General features: G+C 52.3%; 20 protein-coding genes. 11 read left to right on the forward strand and 9 right to left on the reverse strand.

Translation table 11 applies throughout. The features are described 5' to 3' along the window. On the forward strand, positions 1-101 hold a 101-nt coding region (locus tag VF639_RS25315), incomplete at its 5' end, for an integrase core domain-containing protein (RefSeq protein ID WP_414654652.1). A gap of 197 nt (positions 102-298) precedes the next feature. Here VF639_RS25315 and VF639_RS02230 read toward each other — a convergent pair. Then, the gene (locus VF639_RS02230; protein WP_331144249.1) at positions 299-829 is read right to left on the reverse strand and encodes a TetR/AcrR family transcriptional regulator; all 531 of its coding nucleotides are present in this window, start codon (positions 827-829) and stop codon (positions 299-301) included. Between the two features lie 444 nt (positions 830-1273). Here VF639_RS02230 and VF639_RS02235 point away from each other — a divergent pair, with 444 nt between their 5' ends. Beyond that, positions 1274-1735 (forward strand): hypothetical protein, encoded by a 462-nt coding sequence (locus tag VF639_RS02235; RefSeq protein WP_331144250.1) that lies wholly within the window; start codon positions 1274-1276, stop codon positions 1733-1735. A 101-nt stretch (positions 1736-1836) separates the two neighbouring features. Further along, entirely contained in the window at positions 1837-2040 is a 204-nt protein-coding gene (locus tag VF639_RS02240; RefSeq protein WP_331144251.1) for a hypothetical protein, read from the forward strand. A 135-nt stretch (positions 2041-2175) separates the two neighbouring features. On the opposite strand, the gene VF639_RS02245 is transcribed toward VF639_RS02240, so the two are convergent. Together VF639_RS02245 and VF639_RS02250 are read right to left on the reverse strand one after the other, a co-directional pair. Then, a complete protein-coding gene (locus VF639_RS02245; protein WP_331144252.1) occupies positions 2176-2736 on the reverse strand; it encodes a DUF4468 domain-containing protein in 561 nt (186 codons plus the stop codon). Between the two features lie 715 nt (positions 2737-3451). Further along, positions 3452-4228 carry a S24 family peptidase gene (locus VF639_RS02250; RefSeq protein WP_331144253.1) on the reverse strand — a complete coding sequence of 259 codons (777 nt, stop codon included), beginning with the start codon at positions 4226-4228 and terminating at the stop codon, positions 3452-3454. Between the two features lie 173 nt (positions 4229-4401). On the opposite strand from VF639_RS02250, the gene VF639_RS02255 reads away from it, so the two are divergent. The 8 genes from VF639_RS02255 (at position 4402) to VF639_RS02290 (ending at position 11575) form a co-directional block, all read left to right on the forward strand. Beyond that, a complete protein-coding gene (locus tag VF639_RS02255) occupies positions 4402-4650 on the forward strand; it encodes a hypothetical protein (RefSeq protein ID WP_331144254.1) in 249 nt (82 codons plus the stop codon). Between the two features lie 2 nt (positions 4651-4652). Next, positions 4653-4958 (forward strand): helix-turn-helix domain-containing protein, encoded by a 306-nt coding sequence (locus tag VF639_RS02260; RefSeq protein ID WP_331144255.1) that lies wholly within the window; start codon positions 4653-4655, stop codon positions 4956-4958. A 12-nt stretch (positions 4959-4970) separates the two neighbouring features. Continuing rightward, entirely contained in the window at positions 4971-5579 is a 609-nt protein-coding gene (locus tag VF639_RS02265; protein ID WP_331144256.1) for a hypothetical protein, read from the forward strand. Between the two features lies 1 nt (position 5580). Beyond that, positions 5581-6456 carry a DUF1376 domain-containing protein gene (locus tag VF639_RS02270; RefSeq protein WP_331144257.1) on the forward strand — a complete coding sequence of 292 codons (876 nt, stop codon included), beginning with the start codon at positions 5581-5583 and terminating at the stop codon, positions 6454-6456. An 11-nt stretch (positions 6457-6467) separates the two neighbouring features. Next, positions 6468-7925: a replicative DNA helicase gene (dnaB, locus tag VF639_RS02275; protein ID WP_331144258.1), complete on the forward strand. Its 1458-nt coding sequence runs from the start codon at positions 6468-6470 to the stop codon at positions 7923-7925. A gap of 184 nt (positions 7926-8109) precedes the next feature. Then, entirely contained in the window at positions 8110-9270 is a 1161-nt protein-coding gene (locus VF639_RS02280) for an ImmA/IrrE family metallo-endopeptidase (RefSeq protein ID WP_331144259.1), read from the forward strand. A gap of 7 nt (positions 9271-9277) precedes the next feature. Next, the gene (locus VF639_RS02285) at positions 9278-9874 is read left to right on the forward strand and encodes a P63C domain-containing protein (RefSeq protein ID WP_331144260.1); all 597 of its coding nucleotides are present in this window, start codon (positions 9278-9280) and stop codon (positions 9872-9874) included. Between the two features lie 240 nt (positions 9875-10114). Beyond that, entirely contained in the window at positions 10115-11575 is a 1461-nt protein-coding gene (locus VF639_RS02290) for an RNA-binding domain-containing protein (protein WP_331144261.1), read from the forward strand. Between the two features lie 14 nt (positions 11576-11589). Here VF639_RS02290 and VF639_RS02295 read toward each other — a convergent pair whose 3' ends face one another. The 6 genes from VF639_RS02295 to VF639_RS02320 all read right to left on the reverse strand — a co-directional run bounded on the left by VF639_RS02295 (position 11590) and on the right by VF639_RS02320 (position 19054). Further along, on the reverse strand, positions 11590-12555 hold the full coding sequence (locus VF639_RS02295; protein WP_331144262.1) for a hypothetical protein: 966 nt from the start codon (positions 12553-12555) through the stop codon (positions 11590-11592). A 193-nt stretch (positions 12556-12748) separates the two neighbouring features. Further along, complete coding sequence (locus VF639_RS02300; protein ID WP_331144263.1) at positions 12749-13261, reverse strand: hypothetical protein; 513 nt, start codon at positions 13259-13261, stop codon at positions 12749-12751. Then, positions 13261-15441: an AAA family ATPase gene (locus tag VF639_RS02305; protein ID WP_331144264.1), complete on the reverse strand. Its 2181-nt coding sequence runs from the start codon at positions 15439-15441 to the stop codon at positions 13261-13263. The genes VF639_RS02300 and VF639_RS02305 overlap by 1 nt, the downstream gene beginning before the upstream one ends. A gap of 24 nt (positions 15442-15465) precedes the next feature. Continuing rightward, positions 15466-15690, reverse strand: coding sequence for a hypothetical protein (locus VF639_RS02310; protein ID WP_331144265.1), 225 nt, complete (start codon positions 15688-15690; stop codon positions 15466-15468). Next, positions 15683-17914, reverse strand: a complete 2232-nt coding sequence (locus VF639_RS02315; protein WP_331144266.1) for a DEAD/DEAH box helicase family protein — start codon at positions 17912-17914, stop codon at positions 15683-15685. The genes VF639_RS02310 and VF639_RS02315 overlap by 8 nt, the downstream gene beginning before the upstream one ends. Before the next feature lie 36 nt (positions 17915-17950). Further along, positions 17951-19054, reverse strand: a complete 1104-nt coding sequence (locus VF639_RS02320; protein WP_331144267.1) for a phosphoadenosine phosphosulfate reductase family protein — start codon at positions 19052-19054, stop codon at positions 17951-17953. Positions 19055-19058 lie beyond the last annotated feature (4 nt).

Below are 19058 nucleotides of genomic sequence, written 5' to 3' on the forward strand. Positions count from 1 at the left end.
TGCGCGAGCACTGCCGCTTGTGGCAATACGACTACAACCACCTGCGCCCCCACCAAGCCCTTCGCTTTATGACCCCCATCGAGTTCCGGCAAGCCGCCTAACCTCTACTTTTCACTGGCCTACTTACAGGGGAAGCTTACAATGCATTCCGGTTTGGTGCGTTGCGGCCAACGAGTTTAAAAGCAGGCCCAACCTGCAACAGAAGCACCATCAGCAGGCCTTCTGTTGCAGGTTGGGCCTCCCAGAACATATAGCAAATAAATTGTTGCCGGAATGCCAAATAAAGCCTGCTACAAGCTCACACCTGAGCGCTGTACTTGGTTTTGATGAAGGCTAGCATTTCCGGAATGTCAGCGTGGTCCTGCGTGGCCAGACTTTTCCAGAGCACTTCCACCAGCAGCATGAGCAGACGAGCTTCTTTATCGGGCTGCTGGTAGCCTAGCTGCTGAAAAGCCGTGGTAAGCAAGCCAGGCAAGGGCTGCAAAAACCGCTCGTGCTGCGTGCGGGCTACAGCTACGTCAACCAATCGGTTTTGTAGCTTCCAGAAAGCGGGTTCTTCCTGCACCAACGTATAGGGTAGATCGATGATGCGGTAAATCAACTCCAGCGGCGCATTATCGGGCAGCCGGCCTCGGCTCTGCTCGATAATGCGCTTGTAGCCGCTGCGGATGATGTAGTCGAGCAAGTGGTCTTTGTTGCCGAAGTGCTTGAAAATAAGCGCTTCCGATACCTCAGCGGCTTTCGCAATCAGCGCCGTGGAGGTATTCTCGAACCCTCTCTCCGCGAACAGTTGCAAGGCTGCCTGAGCAATAAGTTGTTTGCGGTTCATGGCTCAAAGGTAAAGCGCAACATCTGGATGTCGTACATGCGTGCTGCGGGATATATAGACTATCTGGTCGGCTTGTGCGAGTGAGACCTTACGCAGCAATGTAGGTGGCGGGATAGGTTACGCTAAAGCTTAATTTATATTGTTGATGACGAGCTAAGTAAAAGACTTTTAGCTCGACTTTTGCTAAGTCTACAGTTGCTGACAACCAACAAACGCCTGTTAAATATCAATAAAAATTTGCGGCATTCTCTTCAGTTGATGGTGCTATAAGCAGTAGCACCATCAGGAGCATCCAGCTAACCGACGGGTCATATTTGATGCTGTAGTGCAGCAGCTAATTTATTGCTTTGCAAGAAGGGTACACGCTCAACATGATAATCAAGAGAAGTTTTGCAACTTCCTAAACAGCTTCAAAAGTAACGTTGTGCAGTCTATATTTATAACATGAGTTTAAGCCTAAACGAAACAACGCCAGAGCAAGGCCCTAACGAAAAGGATGCTACCGTCAGCTCTGGCCCTGCAGAATCTATGGGAGCAGAAGTAGCGACTGGGGGCAAGCGGCACAGACTAAGTGGCGCCATGGTTTCGACGGCGACCAAATTACTGCCCTTGGTGCAAGTGCTTGAAACCATACAACCGCTGGTAGCAAACGAGTCGGTTTTTCACACTCGGCGGCTGAAAATTAACGCGCAGATTGCACTTGTATACGAGCAGCTAAAGCAGGAAAGGCCAAAGCGCAAAGCCTTGACGCTCGCCTTCAAGACTATGGGTGATTTGGTGCTGGAAGAAACCCGCGACATAAGCAAAGATGAGCTGAAACAAGCGGCTAAGGAAGTGGTACTTGCAACCATTAAAAACGCGCCCGCCATCATCAGCGCTGCTCACCAAGCCCGGCTGCTTTCCTAAGCAAAAACAAGCCTATTTGCTGCAAATCATCGCCCATTTAACTTTAAAAACATTGTATAAATATGTAGTTTACAAGTGCAATTCCCCTCAACCCACATTATATGCTCTTAGCTCTACTTTTTCTTGGCCTTAGCATGATGCTGACCGGCCACTTATTTAAAGGTGTTCTGTGTGCTTTTCTACAAGCAACCATTATTGGATGGTTCCCGGCCGCTGTCTGGGCAGTTTCGTTGAAAAGCATGGAAACAAGTGCGCAACATCATGAAGCTCCGGTTGTCCTGCAGGCTAGCCAAGTGCCAGCTTGAGGAGTAGTAAACACCAGCAAAAAAGCCTCGACTTTTATCGAGGCTTTTTTGTGGAAATTATGAACGGCAACCAGTCAGCTTTCGGCGCTAATCACGTAAGCTATTAGTGGTAATATGCTATTGTTTGGTATTGTATTACCAGTTATCCTCGCCGGAAACAGGTTTGTGAAGCGTTGCACTAAGGCTCTCTGCGAGTGACTTGGCATAGGTGGCAACTTGTTCTTCATATTGTTTTGCTATAAACGCGCCTTTGTTTTTAGGCTTACTCATTTGAGCGCTAATTTCTTTCTCAACCGGGACAGCCAGGCTGCCAACTATCAAATTGTAGTTTGTAAGCGTGTACTTATAGCGCCCGTCCTTGAAATTCAACGTCATCATATAGCCTGCCTCTTGGTTAACCGGGGCGAGGGAGCCTTGCGTAAGCCGAATTGGCAAATCGGTATAGGCTCGGATAAGTAGAAGGCCAGCATCCTTCTCATCCACTTTAATAACATCCTTGGCGTCATCGAATGTCAAGGCGAGCCATAGTTTAGCACGGCTATACAACTCGCTCTGCTTTACCCCGTCCACAGTAACTATTTCGCTATAGGTCACTCTTTGGGTCTGCGCATCAACTGGCAGGGTAGTTACGGCTGTGGTTTGTGCATAGAGGCCGACAGAAGAAAGCAGCGAGGAAACAATAAAAAGTAATTTCATAAACCAGCTATTATTCAGAGAGGACTTTCTTCAGGACTGATTCGCGCACTAGTAGTCCTGGCTTGTTTGGTGCGGTGAGTTTGAAGTCATCAAAGAAGTCATCAAATTAGATGCCAGCTCGCCCATATCCGCCTGCGTGGAAGCTACTTTATGGGCGGCATCGTAACGGCTATTTACAAACTAAGCGGAGAGCTTGGCTTCAGCCACCAACATTTCCAGTACGTCTTCACCTTCTGCTAGCTGGTAGAATAAAATGTATTGTCGCTTTCTAGCACTAGGTTAGCCAAGATATCATCAGCCGGTTATGGGCGCACTTAAACGGTACGGCGCGTCACGTGCTCACCCTTATAGGCTCTCTGGACCTCCGAAAGCTGGTAGCTGCGCGGACTGGACAACTATTGAAGGAATAGTTTGGGCGTTAATTTATCTCGCTACAGTTAGGTCGGAGCAGCATTGAGCGCCAGACAAGCAAACAGGCAGCTGACCATGATACATTAAAAATAAATTCTTAGATACTGCACTTGCATTTTATTTGAAAACGAAAACACCCCGCAAGCGCTTGGCTTACGGGGTGCTTCAAGTTACTATTGTGGTCGTGTAAGAACTACAGTCCCCGGTCCCGAAGGCTCGCTAACCTATTTTTTGTCAATAACTTACATTGCTGCTAAAACTCTTCGCCCAAGAATGGGGGCGCAAATGGGGGCTTGGATTGAAACTATCCCTCTTCCGCCACCAGCTTGACATCATACCGGGCCGCCACGTCCAGCAGAATGCTCCGCAGGTGTTGCGAGTCGTGCGCCAGCATTTCCAGCAGCACTAGCATCCGGTCAAACGTTTCATTGGTGTTAGCCGGGATGCTGCCGGTCAGCAGCGCGTTTACCTGCCACAACTCTTTCAAGTCTTTTTGGGGCAGGAAAAACGGGTCGTAAAACCGGTTGTCCGAAAGCAACTCGATGGGCTCGTTTTTCTTCACCGGCCCACGCAGGCGCTTTACCATTAGCCGGTCATGCGTGACGACCACGTACACGTGCTTAGGCTGAATCAAATCCATGCGCTCCGTGAAGGAGGCAATAACCAAGTCGCCGGGGCTGATGGTCGGCTGCATGCTGTCGCCGGCTACCTCGAAGGCCCGCACCGACTTGCCCCGATAGCCCGGCACGCGAATGGTGTCCAGCTCCCCTAAGGTTTCTTCCACGTCACGCGCAATCAGGTAGCCTGCCTGCGCCTTCGTGCTCACGATGCTCACTTGCTCCTCGCCCTTCTCGTTCACAGTCACCGCGTAGGGGACGCCGGGGTAATCATTCGCCGCTTTAGGGGGCTCCGGGGCCGCATCCGTCCGAATCATTGGAGCCTCCCCACGCATCAGCCATTCTGCCCGCAGCTCCGGGTAGTTTTCCAGAATGTCCATTAAAGTTTCGTAGCCGGGCTTCGATTTATTCTGAACCAGCTTGTACAACTTTTGGGGACCTTCGTAGCCCAAATTTTTGGCCAATTGATAGGCAGACAGGCCATAATGGTTCATTAAGGCGCTAATACGGTCGCCAACGTGCGCTCTTTGTTCCAATTTTATTGCTGTTAGTGGGTAAACTTTTTTTGCTTATTTCAACTTTGGTAGCCAGGTTTGTACGACCAACGTCTAAACAAAGATACATAACAGCAAACAAAATGGAACACTTGGCAAAGATTATTTCCGAACTGCGTGCCACGCTGCCGAAGCGCAACGACTACGCCCGCCGCACCGTCGAACTGTTGGCCACCCAGGGCAAGACCTACTCCAAGCAGCAGGTCTACAATATCCTGACTGGCCGCTACCACAATGCCGACGTAGCCGAGGCCTTTATCAGCGTCGTGGAAACTGAGAAGAAGCGCGTCGCTGCTCTCGAAGCCCGTGCCACCAAAGTCACTGCCGCTTAGCCATGCAGGTCGCTCTACTCGTCCCCGAACAGGAGTGGCAGCAGCTGCTGGCCGATGTGCAGCGCCTTAAAGCCACCGAATCGGCCACGCCCAAGCCCGCTCTGCCAGCCCCCGACCGGCTTTTGACCGTGCGCCAGGCCGCCGCCTACCTCAACATCAGCCCCGAGGGCGTCCGCAAAGCCCGCCGGGCGGGCCGCCTCAGCGGCTTGCGCCTCAACGAAAAGGAGTGGGGCTTCCGCGAATCCGAGCTTAACCGTCACCTCAACCGCTACAACCGGCCGCTGCCCGCGCTGGCGCAGGTTGCCTAACCCATTCCGCTCATGTCCCAACTACTTCCCATAGTCGGCCCTACCGGGTCCGACCCGGATAGCCCTACCGGTCCCGACTCAGCGGCCACCGCATCTATCATCACGATTCAAAAGGTCAAGCTTAAAGACCAGCACCTGAACTGCGAATTCACTGAGCAGCGCACGCACGATGCGCCGCCCCGCGCTTTCGCTCTGACATGTGCCGAGCAGGTACACCCCGACCTCACGCACGCCCTCACTCGCCTGGTTCCGCACCTCTGCTTGCTGGCCGAGCAGCTAACCGAGACGCCCGACTACTGGCCCGACGAATCAGAGGAATTACCGGCCCTTTTCGAGCCCTTTACTGTCACCGGCTTCTCCATGGGCCGCCATCAAAGCGGCGTCACGCTCATTGGTCAGCGTGAGCTAGCTGCCGGCCGTGTGCTCAATCTGACCACACCTTACCAGTCGTTCGACGACGAGCAAGCCAGCTACTCCTACACCGGGCTCCTGGAAACGACGCTTGCTACGGCTCTGATTGAAGTCGAAGCTGCCCTGCGCGGCAAATGCACCGACTACCGCCAGCTCGATTTGTTCGAGCAACCGGCCGCTGAGTCCCACCAGCTAACGGTCACTCGCTAGCATGAAGGCCCCCGCATTTATGTTTTACACCGGCGACTTTCTGAGTTCGCCCGATGTGCAGCTCATGGAAGTGCATGAGGTCGGGGCCTACTGCCTGCTGTTATTCAATTCCTGGCAGTCCGACCGTCCCGGCTACCTGCCAGCCGACGAGAACCGCATCCGTCGCACCGCCCGCCTCACCACCGAACAGTGGGCCACGAGCCGCGAGATGCTGCTAAGCAAGTTTCCACTAGCCCCCGACGACCCTTCCCACCGCCACAACCCGCGCCTGGTCCAGGAAGCGGTAAAACAGGCCATCAAGCGTGAGCGGCTGGCTGCCAACGGCCGCAAAGGCGGCCGGCCCGAAAAGCAATTGCTTTCCACAACTAACCATCTGGTTTCCCAAAATTCACTCGCTGAGCCGGCAAATCCATCCGCCAAGCAATTGCTTTCCCCGGCCAAGCAAAAGCTTTCCAGCAAAAAGCAAAAGCCCCCAAAATCGAAAGCAATTGAAAAGGCTTCCATTTTCAGTTTCACTACTTCTAACGAAGTAGAGGGAGGCGTAGGGGCTGACGCCCCCGCGCCCGCGCCCACTGCTGCGAAGAAAAAGAATACTGCTCCCACGCTGGCCGAGGTACAGGATTTCGCCACCGAGCAGTACCCCGACAGCGCCGACGCCCAAACCGAGGCCGCTGCCTTCTGCGACCACTACGAAAGCAACGGCTGGCGCGTCAGCGGTAAAACCCCCATGGTCAACTGGCGCGCCGCCTTCCGCAACTGGATGCGCCGCCGCCCGCAATTCCAGGCCTCGGCCGCTAACCGCAGCGGTAGCGGCCCGCCGGCCCCAACCCGAGCCCGCACCTCTCCCAAACCCCTTGACCCCACTCGCTGGAGCTAACCCCATTCATCATGTCTGAGAATCAACCAAAGCCCTACGCTGCCCGTCGCCCCGCCATTTCCGCACCCACCGGCGGCCACCTGCCGCCCCAGGCCCTCGACATCGAAGCCGCCGTGCTCGGAGCCGCCATGCTCGAAGCCGACGCCCAGCTCACTCTGCTGGCCATCCTGCCAACCGAGGAAGTTTTCTACTGCGCCGCCCACCAGCAAGTGTACCTGGCCATCCGCGACCTGGTGCAGGAAGGTAGCCACGCCGACCTGCTTACCGTCGTGGCCCAGCTGCGCCACCGCGGCACCCTGGAGCGCACCGGTGGCCCGCACTTCGTTGCTGGCCTCACCAGCCGCATCAACTCGTCCGCCCACCTCGAAACGCACTGCCGCCTGTTGCAGGAGCAGCACGCCCGCCGCGTCGTCATTCGCGTCGGTACCGAGCTAACCGCTCATGGCTACGACCAAACCCGCGACCCTTTGGAATTGCTGGCTGACGCTCAGGCCCACCTCACAAGCTTGCATCGGGCCCTCGAAACCCGCCCCGGCCAAACGGCCGCCGCCGCATTCGACCCCACCTTTGACCGCCTCGCTCAGGCCGTGCAGCAGCGTGGCCTCACCGGCATCCCCACGGGCCTAACCGCCCTCGATGGCCTCACCGGCGGCTGGCAGCCCGGCGACCTGGTGCTACTAGCTGCCCGGCCCGCAATGGGCAAAACCGCCGCCCTACTGCATTTCGCCCGCACCGCTGCCCTCGACCACGGCCACCACACCGCCATTTTCAGCCTCGAAATGCCCACGCTGCAGCTCATGCAGCGCATGGTGGCCAGCGAAGTCCCCGGCTACAGCAATTCCGACCTACGCCGCGGTAACCTGCCCGGTGGCCTGGAGCAGGTGGCTCACATCCGCCAACAGGCCCAGCGCCTGCGCACCCACGGCCACGCTTTGCACTTGGACGACACCCCCGGCCTCAGCATTCAGCAGCTGCGCGCTAAGTGTGCCCGTTTGCACGCCCAACACCCCTTGGGCCTGGTCCTGGTCGACTACATTCAACTCATGCGCGGCGACCAGAAGGGCAACCGCGAACAGGAGGTAGGCAGCATCAGCCGCGGCCTGAAAGAACTGGCCAAGGAACTCAACGCCCCCGTCATTGCCCTCTCGCAACTAAGCCGCGACGTAGAGAAAAGGGGAGGAGAGAAGCGCCCGTTGCTAAGCGACCTGCGCGAGTCCGGCAGCCTGGAGCAGGACGCCGACTGCATTGTGTTCATGTGGCGTGGCGAATACTACAATATCGCCGAGTATGAGAACGGTACCGCCACCGCTGATACCGTCCTGTTCGACATCGCCAAGCACCGCAACGGCGCCACTGATGAAGTCATAGCCGCGTGCTCCATGCGCCGCGGCACCTTCCAGGACTTGACAACATTCGGCGCAGGCCCCGGCGCATTGCCTGCCTCTCAATTCGACCAGCCCACTTTCTAACGCGCCATCTACACCCCATCGTCATCGTTTGTGTACTCTTGGTATTTTTACTGCGAAGTGAGGGGAATACTTGCACAGCACACTTTTTGACGTACCTTTGACTTAGGTAATTTTACCGAGCAACTCCAGAATGTCACACCCTCACGATAAGTATCACCAAGTCGACAGGCTGCTTGCAAGCATCATGACTAAGCCCAATATGGACCTGCGAACACTCTTCGAGGCCCGCCTTCAGGCTGAGGGCATCTCTTTCAGTGCTGCCTTGGCAAAGATAAAGGTGGAGCATCGTGCCCTCAATGGAGCGCTTGATGCTACTCAGAAACGTCACGACTTGCTAATGCTAGCACGCCTAGCCGACTTCTTACAAATACCCCGCCCCGAGTTCTTCACGTCCTTCGTTGGCGATTTGGAATCCAGCTTCGCTCACGAAGTGAGCACAGCCGAAAAAGAGCTGTTCATCCGCGAACATTTCAACCTGCCTTACCTCAAGCAAATAGGCCTCATTGACGACCCTAAGAATTTACAAGAGGTCGAGGAGAGCATAATCGCACATTTCGGTTACGTTTCAATATTCGACTACCAAAAAGAACTCTTTGGCGCTACGTTTAGCAGCGGCAAGCCAAAATCCAAAACAAGTTTTGAAAAGGACTTTTGGGCTGCCCGTTCAGCTAAAGTCTTGAACGGAATTAATAATTACTTTCCCTACGACCGCGACGGACTCAAAGCCTATGTCCAACGCATGCGTTGGTTTTCTATGAACGTCAAGAAGGGGCTTTACCAAGTCATCCGCGACTTGTTCAAGCTCGGAGTAACTGTGATATTGCGGCCTTATGACCCAAAGCTTTACGCCCGAGCTGCCACCTTTCCGGTCGAAGATAAGTGGGGAATAGTATTGACAAATTATAGCGACAACTACCCCACATTTTGGTTTGCGCTATTGCACGAGCTTCACCACGTTCTATTCGATTACGAACACGTTAAAAACTTCTATTATCACATCACGGGCGAGTTGGACCTGTATTCCCCCCATGAAGTAGAAGCGGATGAGTTTGCTAACAACATGCTGCTACCGCCCTCAAAATTTGAGCAGGCCAAGCCTCACATTGGCAACAGGTCTTTCGTGGAAGAATTTGCTCGGGTAAACCAAGTGCATCCGAGTGTGATTTACGCCCGCTATTGTTGGGAGATGCAAGAAGTGGATGAGAAGGTTTGGGCCAAATTCAAACACTTAATACCCAGCGCCGCCGAAGCATTACCTATGTTGAAAGGAAACCCGTGGCAGAATAAGGTAGCTCTTAAAGAAATAGCTAAACAAACCGAAAACGAATTTTTCAAAGGCATTTAGTATTAATATGGCCAAATCCAAACGCACACCGGTTGCTTCGCAAGAGCGAGTAATTAAGCTTCCCGCAGTTAGCTCTGCCGATGAGAAAAACGAAATGTACGCCGCAGCACAGGCGTTTATAGACGAGCCTGGTACGGATGCTGCCCTTGATAAGGAGAACGAAAAGCATTTCCTGGAAGGATTTAAACTACACAATCCGACACTTGCGCGCATTATCGGTGAGCTCAAGCCCTATGTAATAACTTTTCCTAAAGAGTTTTATAAGCAAATCTACCGTCTTCACCAGTGGTCCACGGAGCCTGAAAACCTGCGCAATCGTCCCGGCATCGTTGGTGCTTGGACCATCGAATACATTTACAATCGGTTTCCCAACGGCACCGTTCCCGAATTGCGGTCCAGGAATCCGCGCACCGCTGCCGGTGACTTAATGTTCAAGCACTTTCAAATGCTGACTGAAGAAGGCGCTGAGCTTCTCAAGCAGTACATTCAGGAGGCTACCCTGTGGATGAGCCAATGCTCTAGCTGGTCGCAGTTTCAAAACTTGTTCGCTCGTAATACCGGTAAGCCCTACCAAACATTCATGTTTGGAAACGGTGCCGCTTAAGCAGCGGCCACGAGCAAGCAAACATTGACTCTTGTACCAAGCCTGGATGCATCGTAGACCCTGAGGGCCGCCGGAGGTCTCGCGTTCAAACGACGACTCGTTGAACAAGGGTTCATCCAACTCTTTTATGAATGCTTGTGTCGAATTGTGTCAAAATGTGTTGAGGTAAGCCCGATTTCCAGCTTCTCAGGGCATTTTTCTTATGAAGCGTTATGAAGCAAAAGGGGTAAAAAGTGCAAAATGGAGCCAGAAGACCACACCGTTTATCAAAACACCCTCGACCGGCTTTTACAGTTGGGGGAGCGGGAATGGATTGAGTTCAAAGAAAACAACAGCAACCCCGATGAAATCGGCAAGCGCCTCGCTGCGCTGGCCAACGGCGCCAGCCTGCACGGGCGCGAAAACGGCTACCTCGTCTATGGTGTGCAGGATGCTACACTCGCCGTTGTCGGTACCAGCTTTCAGCCCCGCGCCGCCAAAAAAGGCAACGAAGACCTGGAAATGTGGCTGAGCCGGATGCTCGACCCGCGCCTGGACTTTCGCATCGTAGAGTTTGAACACCGGGGCCAACCCATTGTCCTGTTCGAGGTGCCCGCCGCCGCCGACCGCCCCGTGCGTTTCCAGAACGAGGCTTACATCCGCGTCAACAGCATCACCAAGCCCTTGCGCGAATACCCCGACAAAGAGCGCAAGCTTTGGCACACCGCCGCACATCAGGCATTCGAAAAAGGCGACGCCGCTACCCGCCTCACGGCCGCAGAAGTCATCAGGCTCCTCGACGTGCAGGCCTACTTTGAATTGCTCAAGCAGCCCCAGCCCACTACGCAGGAAGCGGTGCTCGAGAAGCTGAGCAAGCAGAAGCTGATAAGTGGCCGCAGCGGCTCCTACACCATCACCAACCTCGGGGCCGTGCTATTCGCCCGCCGCCTGAATGATTTCGAAGACCTGGCCCGCAAAGCCATGCGCGTTATCGTGTACGACGGCCCCAGCAAACGCAGCAAAATAGTCCGGGAGCAAACTGGTGGCAAAGGCTATGCGTCCGGCTTCGAAGGGTTAGTAGATTGGATAAACGGCCAACTGCCCGCCAATGAGCTGGTGGGCCCCGCCCTGCGCCAGGAGGTTCGCCTGTACCCCGAGCTGGCCATCCGCGAGCTGGTCGCCAACGCCCTCGTACATCAGGATTTCTCCCTCACTGGCACCGGCCCGCTGGTCGAAATCTATTCCGACCGCATCGAAATCACCAACCCCGGCCTGCCCATCATCGACCCGCTGCGCTTCATCGACGAAAACCAGTCGCGCAACGAGTCGTTAGCCGCTCTCATGCGCCTGGCCCACATCTGCGAAGAGCGCGGCAGTGGTATCGACCGCGCCGTGGGCGAAGTAGAGCTATACCAGCTGCCGCCCCTACTGGTGCAGACCCTCGACCGTCACACCAAAGTCATTCTGTTTGCGCCCCGCCCACTCTCTGAGATGGACCGCGCCGAGCGCATCCAGGCCGCCTACCAGCACTGCTGCCTGCAATACGTCATGCACCAGAAGATGAGCAATCAGACCCTGCGTACCCGACTCAACATCCCTGACGAAGCCTACAGCACGGCCACGCGCATTATCAACGATGCCCTCGCAGCCAAGCTCATCAAGCTACAAGACCCCGACAGCACCGCCCGCAAACACGCTCGTTATGTACCGTTTTGGGCGTAGGTACGAGGTTGTTTCTATGAAGCGCTAAACCGTTCGGCCGCGTGATAGATATAGGCCACTTCCTTGCCTGGCGCATTGTTTTGCGCATCCATTAGTTGGGTTTCACTATCCGCAATATCAAACAGCGTCTTCACCACTTTGCTCCATTTGAGCTTAGCCAAATCTTCTATTATCTCACTACCTGTTATCAAGACGCTTTTCAAAGTGCCATAAGTCGATTTAACCTTGTGCTTGCGCATGTGCGCGGTGTACTCCTGATATAAGTGCTCCAGCTTATCGCTGGCTTCTGCTTTATCATAATTGCCGCGCGATAAGTCTATCATCCAACTCTGCAGCCGAGCAAATTTTAGCTTGGAATCAGGGTCAGCTTTGAAATCAATAATCTGCTCCCAGCTCACTGAGTCATCTATCATCGGAAGCTTACCTAACACAAGCTCTAATACTTGGTATTTCTGGCCGTTCGCTTTATCAGTTTCAGGCACGAATGCATTGGTAACGGGAATTATGGGTTTATCCTCAATTCGATTCAGCAAAACAGAAAAAAAGTAGTTGTTATAAATGGAGTTGCCATTGAGTAGGCCTTGTCCTGACAGTAAAAGCTGGATAGTTTGAATGGCGCTGCCAAGCTGCATGACGTCGCTGTGTGAGAATAACAGTTTCTGTTTTCTGTGCTCATCATATTGCTCGATGAAATCAGCGTAGTTTTTCTCCCGTGCAATACGCTCTAATTTGTTGCTGTCGAATGGGACTAGTAAGCCAGCTTCGGTTAAGTAGTCTAATTCTGTTTGCTGATATTTCAGCACTTCTTTAAACTCAGCTTCACCCAATAGGACCTTGCCCACGGAGTCAACTAGATAGCCGCTCATCTGCAGCTCTACTTTATCATAGAGTATTTTATCGAAGTACAGAATATCCCGCTTGAGGTTGTCTCTCCCAATCAGATACTTGATATCAATTGAGCGTAGTCCTAGCTTTTCCATAGCAACTCATCTATAAATAACCGCTTGCTTCCTCACTAGCCCTGGCTGCAGCACCACTCAGCCCGGAGTATCTTTTGATACAATCGGTGCCGGACTGTACTTCCATAGTGTATCCTTGCGACTACGCTGGCTATCCATCCGCCGGCTTCGGCCGCGCCGTGTTCGAGGCTAACTATGAGATGGCCAGGATAACCTAATTATCTGAAGGCTTCATTTCCTTCAAAAAGGTCACTACGTTACTAGGGGACTCAAAAAATTGCGGTGACGCTTTGCGTTTCTCCGACATGAGTTCAAAGCCTCCTTTCGCGTAGCATTCCATCAAATTAACCAATTCGCTAGCCTTCTTATCCTCAGCATCAGTGTTCAATGCCTCCAAGTCCGACAAAGGAAAATCACCTAGAGCCAGCAAACTCATAAAGATGTACTGAACAATGGTATCAGGCTTCCAGTCTTTAATTGGCAGGAATTTTTTGCCTGCCCCGCCGCGCTCAAATGGCAATGGGTTTCGGGCCTTTATGCCTACCATAGTAGCGTACATGAAGCATTCGTAAACAGAGCCAAATGCCTTGCCTCTTTCAAATTGCTCTTCGTTGGTGCCAAGGCTTTTACTTACGTCGCCTACCCGAGTCAAACGGGTTACCAATTCTTCGTAGGTTTTCGGGTAAAGCGCGACTTTCTCCAGAAACTTGATTCTCAGCTTTTCCATTAGATAGCCAGCGGATTGATTCGTACAGATAGATTCTTGCGGTTTTGGGCAGTTTGGCCCGCTGGAATCGCCAATTGGTAGATATTAAGTGTCTTGCCTGCTGCCTCAACGTCCTGCTTGATTTGTGTGAGCCGCGCAGTGTCCGCTTGGTACTGCCCCGTTTGTGTAGGGTCAGCATCCAGGAAATCCTTAACAATGACAATGCTTTGTCCGAAGGCGCGAGCAGTCTGAGCTAAGAACGCTCGCGCTTTCACGGCATCAAAATCTGAAATCGGTGCGTCAGCAATCAATGGGTATTGGTCAGCTAACCCTCGGGTTTGGTTGGCTGTAACGATGGCCATGATGATTGCCAACTTCGATGAGCTTGTCTGAGACGTATTCAGGTTATCAACTCGTCGGCCGGCATCATCGTGAATCTGCGGCATGTAGCCGTCCCCATCGGGTACAAATTTAATAGTGCCATAAAAGGCACCTGTTGGCTCATTCATTTCCTTGAAATGCTGATTAGCTGTTTCTTCTAGTTGATGGATGAGCTTTTTGTATTGCGTAGACTTCATGCGGATAGCTAATTCACGCAAGTCATCCAGCATTTTTCTTTTCTGTGCCAGTTTAGGGTCCATCTTGACATCTACCGAGAGCTTTGTGAGCCCGTTTTTGATGTCATTCAGTTGCGTTGTGTATTTCTCGCGGGCAGTGCGCAGCTTTTCCGCTTGTGCGGAATAAGTATGGGTGTCATCATTGGCCGACCGGATTGATTTCAGCATTCCGGCAGCGTCCTTCTCCTCCAAGCCGCTATTAATCACTTCCGTGGAAATAGCTTCTTCAATAGATTTGATTTGGTCTTCCAAATCGCGCATTTCACCTTCTAGACTGATTTGTTCAAGATAGGTGGCGCGAATCTGCTCAGGTGCCTTGCTATACTTGCCCTGCATGTTCATGCCTGCCCGGTACAATTCACGTAGCTCTTTTGCGATATTAGGTGGTGTTTCGAGTGGCTTGATTGGCTTAGGCTTTTCCAACAATTTTTCAATTGCCAGATAGGGTTCTGAGCCCTTCGGTGCGGGCCGGTCACACACTTGGCAGTGCTCATCGTGCAGCATGAGTTGCACAGTATTACGGTCTGGTACACCTTCAGGTAGGCGCGTCTGCTCACGCTCTGCTTCATTGAAAGCAACTTGCGCCGCTACCTTCCTATCTCTTACGATTGCTTCATAATCGTTGTACTTCTGCTCGAACTGGTCAACTAAATCGTCGGTGCCCATCAGCAGCCACGAGTCGGTGAATAGCCGTTTTGCAAAGCCTAGTTTGAGATTGTCGTAGCGAGTTGTTGCTGAGCGAAGTGCTGTGCCCAGCACGTCACGGTCTTTTTTTAGGTCATTGATTTTTTGCGCTGCGGCCAACTGCCCAGCAATGTTCTCATGCTTTTGAGTGGCCCTGTCTAGGTTCTTCTCTACCTCCGTTAGCTCTGCCTCAACTGCTTCAAGATTGTCTTGAGCTACCTTTTGCTGTTCCTGATACTCCTTCGCTTTTTGGCGTTGGCTTGAATCACTACTAAGCGCCTGGTTAAACTCCTTATCCGCTATCGAGTAGGCCTGTTTAGTGATGTCGATAAAATCGTCCCACTTCTGCGTGTCGGACATCCTATTGACAATCTGCTTCAACGATTCGCGGCGCGAAGTATCGATGATGTTGCTGACCCCACGCTCCCCCTGAAACCAGAGGTAAGGCATCACTTCAGCAGGAATAAGTCTTTCTCTTTCTAGCTTACCATCGGCTTCGCTCAACGGCTTGAATTCCAGAACGTCCTTCTTTTTGACTATGAATTGGCTACCTGTGGCAGCTTTAAACTCATTATCAGCAGTTTTTACAACGTGAAGGCGCCGGATAAGTTGAAAAGTATTCCCAGCACCACGGGACACTTCAATGCAAACCTCGCAGGTGATTTTGGCATCTATTTCTGCTTCTGTAAGCGCCCGTTCATTTATAAGGGCTTTTCCTAGGTCACTAGTATACCTGACTGCTGGTGCTAAAGCTTCGTTTGTGATGTAGTCATTAAATACCCACTGAAAGGCGTCATATAGCTTGCTTTTGCCATAGCCATTGGCACCTAGTATTAGGTTGAGCCCGTCAGTAAATACAATTCGGTTATCTTCTCCGTAGTAGCAGAGAAAATTTTTCATGGTGATGTTAAGGACGCGCATAGATTACAGCCGGCTGGTAAGCACCGTGTTAAGACGAGTAGCAATTGATTTAGACGAATTCCGGTCAGTGTGCTGATTGACCATCTCGCGCAGCAGAACTATCATCATATTCGCTTCGTGCGTGTTGCCCGTCATAGACGCGCCTGCCACGTCGGCGTCAGTAATTCCGTACTCTTCTCGGATAATTTCGTCCTGTAGAAATGCTTTGAGGGTTGCGATGCTACTCATTGGTGTTAGGAGAATAAGGGTCCAGGGTATCAGGGTTAATGCCGTAGCGGCGGCACACGCTTTGCACCGCCTCAATAGCTTCGTACTTGTTCAGTGCCATGTAGGCGAAATCTACTACCCGTTCCAACTCCTTCCTGACCATGTTCCGCTCCAGGTCAAAAGTTGAGCCTGTCGGTACAGTGCTCGGCACTACAACCAGGTCGTGAATCTTCGCAAAACGTTTGTCGGCGTGTCGGCGCAAAATGCGGCCCCGACGCTGGATGAATTGCCGTGGGTTGCCCGTGCTAGAGCAAAAAATGGCTTGCTCTGTGCGTGGAATGTCAACTCCTTCATCCAAGCACTTCATGGAGAGCAACACATCAATCTCTCCATCCTCAAAGCTTTTCAGGATGTGGTCCTTGTTCGCTGAATCACTGATGTATTGCGCGACGTGAGTAGTGGGCGAAACTTGCCGCACCGCGTTGGAATAGTAGCTGATTATCCGGCTAGCATCCTCAACATCTGGATAGGACTCAGTGGCTATTTCGTCATCCTCATAATACCCTTCCGGGGCGTATACCAGCATGTACTTAAGACCCGTTTCGGAAGCTTTTACTTGTTCAAGGATTTCCTCAAATATCTTCAGCTTGTTGGTCGCTTTGTGGATGATGCGCTTCCGTTGCATGAGCAGCCTCTCGTAATTGCTTTGCGCCGAAGCATCCTTGGTCGCCCGGTCATGAAGTGAAGCCAACTTGGCCGATATCTCGGTGTACTCCACCATTTCTTCCGGCGTAAGCTCTACTACCCGTGGGTAGTAATAATACTTACATAGTATGCCCTCTTCAATGGCCCTCTCCATTGTAAAGCTGTATGTATAGGGGGCTTTATCGTGGAAGAACAATTCCATTTTGCCCGACCCGTCCTCATCATACAGGCGCTTTGGTGTAGCTGAAAGCCCAATCAGCTTCTGGATTTTAAGCTGCGCAAAATTTGCGGCTACGCTCGGTGCCCCGACGTTGTGAGCCTCATCTGCTACTAAAATTGCCGTTTCGCCAACTGAACTTACGAATGCCTGAAACTCGGGATTGGCAAACGTCCGGTAAGTCGACACAATGACATAAGAAGACGGCACTCCCGCCAGCTGTCTATTCCTGATTTCGCTTAGTTCATTCTTCCAACCAGGATTCCGGGACGACGCCTTGATAACTATTTTAAAGTTGAATTTCTTGGCTTCCTTTTCCCATTGCTCCACCAGTATGGTAGTAGGCACCAAGATGATTACCTGATACTGCTGGCTTGCGGCGTACTCGTGTAACACGCAATTGAGCGCGGTTATAGTTTTGCCCGTGCCCGTGGCCATTGCAAAAATGCCGTGGTGCCCATTGGTAACCCAGTTTTGGTAGGCATCTTCCTGATACTGCCGCGGCTCTCCATCGAAAGGGAAACGAGGGGAGGCACGGTACGCTTCTATCTTTTGCATAATCGTTTCCAATACTCGCCGCGTTGCTTCGCTATGCTTCAGTTTGGCCTTTTGAGCTAATAGGTGTTGCTCATTTACTAGTAGCTCGTCCAAATCCTTGCCGCCATATTCTTGCACAATGGCCTCTTCAATTTCTTCAAATGGAATGAGCGCAGCAAAGTCTGACTTGCCTTCAAAAATCTGGTTATAATCACGCTCGTGCCTTAGAAAAGCATCTCCTTTGTAATGCCAGGATAGCTTTAGGTCAAGCTCTTCTAGGTTTTCCATCAAACCCGAAGCAGTGAAATTGCACGAGCCTTTAAATCGCACTTTATTGGTGCCATCATAGAAGATGCCCGATTTATAGTGTGCAATTCCTCGTCGACCTATTGGTTTGATTGCTCTGATTTCTATCCGCTTTTGTGCTATTAACCAGGCGATGCAATCAAAAAAATGGTGTCCGTAACTGTCTAGGGCATCTTTTATGCCGTAGTAGTCTTCAAGTGTGAAGCGGTTATCGTCCTCTTCCGCATCGAGGCCTTTTAGTATCGTTGCTTTGTCCTTGGACGAGAGAACATTGTTAATTATCAGCCTAACTCGACCACCATTGCTGATGAACTTGGCAAAACCGAGGGACAGAACATTGATGGCTGACGAACTGAAATAGCCGAGCAAAAGGTCTGCCCGTTTGCTCTCCACAAATCCTTCTAGAAAGAAAGCAAAAGGTTCATCATCCGTGCCTGACCGATATTCTTCGTCAATCGGGAATATAATATCGGTCAGCACAAATAGGTAGATTTTGGAATGACAAGGTAGGGTAGACTAGATGAAGCAGGAGGCGCAGCCTACTTCTTCCTCATCATCCAGAATATCCAGCAAGTAAGGGCTTGCAGGCCCCTTCGCTTTGCGCTGCTTGCCGATAGCATCAAGCTTGATTTGACGCAGCCGCGCCGGCTTGATTAAGTCAGTCAGCGACTCCTCCATCCAGGTGTACCCGTCTCGCTCGTAGGCAAGGGCCCGCTCGAACAGTTCCGGGTGTTGCTCATAAAGCCAGACCCATTCAATCTTTTGCTGAAAGAAGCAGAAAAAGCAGCCCGAGCGACTACGGGCGTACTCACCCTTTTGCCCGTCTACCTCAAATGTGATTTTCTCATAATAGGCCGGTACGCCCACCCCGCTTTCGCGCAGCAGCCGGAAGATGTCGGCCCGAATAAGATTGTCGTCGTTGTCGAGCAACGAAAAATCAGATGCTTCAGCCAGAGGATAGCCAGTACCCCGCAGCATCCCAAACACTACCTTGTTAAACAGGCGCGTGTCGGCATCGAGTAGCGCATTGAGCTTTTGCGCCTGCGTGAATCCCCGCGACAGTGGCGTTTCGGCCAAGGCCACCACCCGCGCCAGCTGCGCGGGTTCGCTCAACTCCTCATACAGCCCGCGCAGCCGCGCTATGGCATCGTTCTGCAGCACCTTTTGCACCACGTCTTCGCTCCAGATGTTGCGCCGAAAGGGAAAAATGGACTGAATATTAGATTTGCGCGAGATATAACCTTCCCGGTCCTCATCGCCGCGGATGCCCACATAAGATACTACGGGGTCGTTGCCCACAAACTTCTCAAATGGCTCCAGCTTCAGCTTTTTGGTACACCAACGGGCACTTGACGAAGGCAGGTAGCCGCCGTACACTTTTACGAAGTGGTCGAACGAATCTTCCGGGCTTTCCTCTGCGGCTTCCAGGCGCGTTACCTTCTGCCCCAGGTAGTTTTCCAGGTTGCTAATCAGTGTGTACGTTTCTGGTAGCTCCTTACCCGTGTCGCAGAAGTAATATTCAAGCTGCAGCTCCGGGTGTTTGTGGCGCAGGTAGATGGCCAGCGCTGCGCTGTCTTTGCCGCCGGAAATGCCGAGTAGATGCCGTGTGGGCTTAGTCATGCTA

It is taken from the genome of Hymenobacter sp. (assembly GCF_036387835.1).
Lineage (GTDB): Bacteria > Bacteroidota > Bacteroidia > Cytophagales > Hymenobacteraceae > Hymenobacter.